This is a genomic window from Kitasatospora sp. NPDC036755 (assembly GCF_040636595.1).
GTDB lineage: Bacteria > Actinomycetota > Actinomycetes > Streptomycetales > Streptomycetaceae > Kitasatospora.
Genome location: NZ_JBEZUT010000585.1, coordinates 1 through 2,873, shown reverse-complemented (window position 1 = coordinate 2,873; position 2,873 = coordinate 1). Strand labels below are relative to the sequence as shown.

Annotated in this window: 2 protein-coding genes and 1 pseudogene; 2 read left to right on the top strand and 1 reads right to left on the bottom strand. The window is 74.3% G+C overall.

The genetic code is table 11. The annotated features are described in order from the left end of the window. On the bottom strand, positions 1-1,053 hold a 1,053-nt coding region (gene bioB, locus AB0E96_RS40190), incomplete at its 3' end, for a biotin synthase BioB (protein WP_359831673.1). 271 nt (positions 1,054-1,324) lie between these two features. On the opposite strand from bioB, the gene AB0E96_RS40185 reads away from it, so the two are divergent. Together AB0E96_RS40185 and AB0E96_RS40180 are read left to right on the top strand one after the other, a co-directional pair. Continuing rightward, positions 1,325-2,176, top strand: a complete 852-nt coding sequence (locus tag AB0E96_RS40185) for a hypothetical protein (protein ID WP_359831671.1) — start codon at positions 1,325-1,327, stop codon at positions 2,174-2,176. Between the two features lie 476 nt (positions 2,177-2,652). Next, positions 2,653-2,873, top strand: a pseudogene (locus tag AB0E96_RS40180) (hypothetical protein); the annotation flags it as partial.

Genomic DNA, 2,873 nt, shown 5'->3' with positions numbered 1-2,873 from the left:
GCCGCAGCCGCCGCCCGCGTGGGCGGCCCGGGCGGCCTCGGCGACGTCCGCCCGGTGGCGCGGCAGGGTGGCCTCGCCGGCGCCCTCGACCTCGAAGCCGGCGTCCTTGATCATGTCGAGGTCGGCCTGCCCGGCCTGGCCCTCGCTGGTCAGGTAGTCGCCCAGGAAGATGGAGTTGGCGACGTGCAGGCCGAGCGGCTGCATCGAGCGCAGGTGCACCTCGCGCCCGCCCGCGATCCGCACCTCGGTGTCCGGGTTGACGAAGCGGACCATCGACAGGATGCGCAGGCAGCGCTGCGGGGTGAGGTTCCACTCCTTGGCGAGCGGGGTGCCCTCGAACGGGATCAGGAAGTTGACCGGGACGGAGTCCGAGCCCAGCTCGCGCAGCGCGAAGACGACGTCGACCAGGTCCTCGTCGCTCTCGCCCATGCCGGCGATCAGACCGGAGCAGGCGGACAGGCCGGCGCCGTGGGCCTTCTGCACGGTGTCCACCCGGTCCGCGTAGGTGTGGGTGGTGGCGATGTCGCCGTAGGTGCCCTCGGAGGTGTTGAGGTTGTGGTTGTAGGCGTCGGCGCCGGCCGCCTTGAGCCGCTCCGCCTGGTTGTCGGAGAGCAGGCCGAGGCAGACGCAGATCTCGACCTCGGGGTCGGCGTCCCTGATGGCGGCCATGGTGTCGGTGACCCGGTCGATGTCACGGTCCGTCGGGCCGCGCCCGCTGGCGACCAGGCAGACCCGCTTGGCCCCGCCGGCCACCCCGGCGCGGGCGGCGTCGGCGGCCTGGTCCGGCTTGAGCCAGGTGTACTTGAGGATCTCGGCCTTGGACCCGAGCCGCTGCGAGCAGTACGAGCAGTCCTCCGGGCAGAGCCCGCTCTTCAGGTTCACCAGGTAGTTGAGCTTGACCCGGCGGCCGAACCAGCGGCGGCGCACCTTGCCGGCCGCGGCGACCACGTCGAGCAGCTCGTCGTCGGTGGTGGCGAGGACGGCCAGGGCCTCCTCGCGGGTCGGGACTTCGCCGCGCAGGCCCTTGGCGGTGAGGGTAGAGAGCAGATCCATGGGGCCGATCCTGCCTGGTGGTGATCGAGCGGCGCCAGAGCAAACCCGCCAGAAGATCGGTGTGAGGATGTGCCGATTGCCACAGTGTCGAAGGTCACGGCTCCGCCGCTGGTCACGAGCTTGACGCGGGGTCGACCCTCCGGTTACCGACGGGTAGGGAGCGAGTGCCGGAAGCGGGCCGGGCGCGCGGCGGACGGCCCCGGCGGAGGATGATCGACAACCTCCGGACCCAGTGATCTGTGCCACCCCGGGGGTGCTTAGAATCTGCGCCATGACCACGCAGGGGGAGCGCACCCCGACTCCGGGAGAGGGCCGGGACGGCCGGGCAGAGCAGCGGGTCGGCGGGGGCGCCGACACCGATGGGGGGACGGAACGCAGGCGGGGCCGCCGGCTGACGGCCCGCCGGACGGCCGGCTGGGTCGTCATGGTCGGGGTGGTCGCGGCCGGCGGATGGATCATCACCCGCCCGATGCCCGGTGACTACATACCCGGGCTCGGCCCGTCCAGCAAGGACGCCTCGGCGACGCCGAAGGTGGTGGGGGCCCCGCCGCCGCGCACCGACCCCGAGGCCCTCAACGTCGACAACCTCTTCCCCGCCCAGCGGCCGGTCGAGGTCGGTGCGTACAAGGCGCGGCGCAACGGCGTCCGGCAGGGCGAGAACTGCGGCGAGGCGCTCCAGGACCGCGCCCAGGACCCGCTGAAGGACACCGGCTGCCAGGGCTACCTGGCCGTCAGCTTCAGTGGCCAGGACCGCCCGGTGCTCAGCAGTGTCACCCTGCTCCGCTTCCCCGACCAGCCCTCCGCGGCCCGGGCCGCCGACGCCCTGCGGGCCAAGCCCGGCGCGATCGCCTTCATCCTCGCCGACGCCACCACCGCGCCGCCCCAGGCCCCCGGCGCCAAGCCGGGCGGGGACCCGCGGGTCGAGGCGGTCGGGCGCTACGTGACGGTCACCAGCTCGCGGCCGGGCGACGGCCGCCCGGCGGCCGCCGCCCCGAGCGGCACCGGGACGCCGCCCGCCACGGCGCCGACGACCGCCGGCACCGCGGTCGCCACCGAGCAGAACCTGGACGAGGCGACCCGGGCGCTCTCCTACGCGGCGGGCTCGCCGTTCGCCTGGATGTGACGGACCGCCGGAGGCGGTGGACTCCCCCGAGGGCGCGGGCCGGTGGGGGGGCCGGGGCATCCCCGGCCCGGCTCCTGAGTGTCCGGCGGGAGCCGTCGGCGGAGGCGGGTGAAGGCGGCGGGTGAAGGCGGCGGGTACGGGGGCGGTGCGGGAGGAAGTCCTTGATCCGCATGGTGACCTGCCGCCGAGGGTGCGGATCGGCCACTACCGGCGGGCCGGCGGGCCGGGCCGCCCTGCCGAATCGCCCGGTTCGTGGCGTGATGGGCCTCCGGTGGGCGTGGGTCGCGTCACGGTCGACGGCGAGTGCCGCAGGTCAGCCGGGTGGCGGGGCGGGGGACGGGGAGGTGGCCGAAACACTCGTATCATATGACCTGTGACATTGTTCTGACCTTCAGTCAGTGACAGGATCCACGCCAAATCTCCTTCACTCAGCCCGACTTCCCGTCGGACTGCCCCCACTCGAAGAAGGATTCGGCGTGCTCCTGCGCACTAGACTCTCCACGCTCGCAGCCGGCGTCGTCGCCTGTTGCGCCACCGCCACGGCCGTACTGCCGGTCCAGGCCCTCGCGGCACCCGCGGTCCTCACCGCGGCCCCCGTCGCCGCCCCCGCCAAGGCCGCGACCGGCCCCAGCGCACCCTCCGCTCCCGCCACCGGCGCGCGGACGGGGTCCGAGGAGCCCGCCGCGCCCGCGGCGCC

Coding starts and splice junctions, on each gene's coding strand:
- AB0E96_RS40185 (WP_359831671.1), top strand. CDS start 1,325: ATGACCACGCAGGGGGAGCGCACCCCGACTCCGGGAGAGGGCCGGGAC.